2 protein-coding genes are annotated in these 2340 nt (G+C 25.9%); one reads left to right on the top strand and one right to left on the bottom strand.

The window, feature by feature from the left end; genetic code table 11:
• Window positions 1-162 precede the first annotated feature (162 nt).
• On the top strand, window positions 163-1407 hold the full coding sequence (locus tag QZ429_RS07590; protein ID WP_291953388.1) for an aminotransferase class I/II-fold pyridoxal phosphate-dependent enzyme: 1245 nt from the start codon (window positions 163-165) through the stop codon (window positions 1405-1407).
• A 182-nt stretch (window positions 1408-1589) separates the two neighbouring features.
• Here QZ429_RS07590 and QZ429_RS07585 read toward each other — a convergent pair whose 3' ends face one another.
• The gene (locus tag QZ429_RS07585) at window positions 1590-2288 is read right to left on the bottom strand and encodes a JAB domain-containing protein (RefSeq protein ID WP_291953386.1); all 699 of its coding nucleotides are present in this window, start codon (window positions 2286-2288) and stop codon (window positions 1590-1592) included.
• Between the last annotated feature and the right edge of the window lie 52 nt (window positions 2289-2340).

Genomic DNA, 2340 nt, shown 5'->3' with positions numbered 1-2340 from the left:
ATCTTTGTTAAATAATCTTTAAAGTGTAACCTATGTTTGACACTTTAACATTTTATAAAATAAAAAAATATTTTATAGCGAATACATCTTATATAGTGTATAATAAAATTAAAGTATATAAAATTTAAAGGCATTATTTAAAATTTTATAAAGGAGAAATTTATGGATAACGAAAAAAAGATTTTAGAAGAATTATATAAACAATATGAAAAGTATTTAGGCGAAAATTTGCAAATTAATATGGCAAGAGGCAAACCTTCTAATGCACAATTAAGCCTTTCTAATGATTTATTAAATATTAAAATAAATTACCACACAAAAGAAAATTTTGATGCTAGAAATTACGGTTGCTTAGACGGACTTTTGGAATGCAAGGAGCTTTTTTCTGAAATTTTAGATATAAAAAAAGAAAACATAATTATAGGTGGAAATTCTACCCTGAATATGATTTATGATATTATATCAAGATTTTATATTTGGGGAACAAATGGACAAAAGCCTTGGGGAAAATGCGAAAAAATTAAATTTATTTGCCCCTGTCCAGGATATGACAGGCATTTTGATATATTAGAAAAATTTGGGATAGAAATGATACCTATTGAACTTGAAAAAAATGGGCTTAATATGGAAGAAATAGAAAATCTTTGCATTAATGATGATGATATAAAAGGAATAATTTGTGTGCCTCTTTATTCAAATCCAACAGGTACTTGCTATAACGATGAAACTATTTTACGACTTGCAAAAATGCAGACAAAAGCAAAAGATTTTAAAATTTTTTGGGACAACGCCTATGCAATACACTATATTTATGAAAAAATACAATGTTTAAATCTTTTAAAAGAAAGTGAAAAATTTGGAAATGAAAATAGAGTTTTATATTTCTTTTCTACTTCTAAAATAACATTTGCAGGCGGGGGAGTGGCTATTTTGGCAAGCGGAAAAGAAATGATTGAAGAAACAAAAAAACATATGTCTGTACAAACAATAGGATATGACAAAATAAATCAACTTAAAACAGTTGCATTTTTAAAAAATAAGGAAAATACCTTAAAACTTATGGATAAACACGCAGATATTTTAAAAGAAAAATTTGATATTGTTTTAAATAAATTAAATGAAAATTTTGAAAATGGGAAAATGCTTAAATGGGAAAAACCTTTAGGTGGATATTTTGTTTCTGTTGATACAGAAAAAGGGTGTGCTAAAAGGGTCGTTAAAATGTGTAAAAATTTGGGAATTACTTTAACAGATGCAGGTAGCACATATCCTAAAAAAATAGATTTAAAAGATACTAACATAAGAATTGCCCCTTCTTTTCCTGAAAAAGAAGAACTTGAAAAGGCTATGGATATTTTTTGCCTTTGTGTTAAAATTGTTAGCATAGAAAATAGTTTTAATAATTAAATTTTTATACAGTAATTAAAAAAATACTCCTTAATTTACTTATTTTGGAGTATTTTATTTTATCAATTAAGTTATGGCTAAATATTTTAGAATAAAAAGATAAACAAGGTTCAAATTTTATTTTTTAAGAAAAAAATATGCTAGGAATAACTATTTTTGATATGAAATAGCCAAAAAATAGATTATTTATAGCTTAATCCACAAAGCCCTTTTTTAGCAAAGCTAAAGGCATCTTCACCACATATAATTATATGGTCTAAAACTGTTATATTAATTGCTTTGCAAGCAGAAATAATTTTCATAGTAACATTTAAATCTGCACTAGATGGTTTCATTGTTCCACTGGGGTGGTTATGCCCAACTATTAGAAAAGATGTATTATACAAAAGGGCATCTCCTACAATTTTTTCCATATATATAGGTGCTGAATTTGAAATACCATCACTTATTTTTACAACCTTTTTTAATTTTTTGTTTAAATCTAGGCAAATCATATAAAAACTTTCGAAGCATTGCCCTGCTAAAGCTGCTTCAAAATAACTTTTTGCCATATTAAAATTATCTATTATAGGTTTATCTGTATTTAAGCCACTAGATAGAAATTTTCTACATAGATACGGTATCATAGAAATTAAAACAGCTGTTGTTTCTGAAATTTTACACCTTTTCATAATATCTTCAGGCTTTGCATTCATTAATGTAAATAAATTTCCATATTCATTTATAAGCTTATGAGCAAGCTCATTTGTATCTTTTCTTGGAACTGCATAAAAAAGCAACATTTCTAAAACTTGGTGTTCTTCAAAGCTATCTAAACTACCATCTCTAATAAATCTAGCACGAACTCTTTGCCTATGATTATTATGTAAATTTTTATTCATATTTCTACCTCAAAATTACAATTTAATTTATATTTACAAATAAAAAAAACTT

Origin of the sequence: Campylobacter sp. (assembly GCF_020024835.1) — a bacterium.
GTDB lineage: Bacteria > Campylobacterota > Campylobacteria > Campylobacterales > Campylobacteraceae > Campylobacter_D.
Note: the sequence above shows the minus strand (reverse complement) of the source record. Positions and strands in the feature narration are given on the sequence as shown.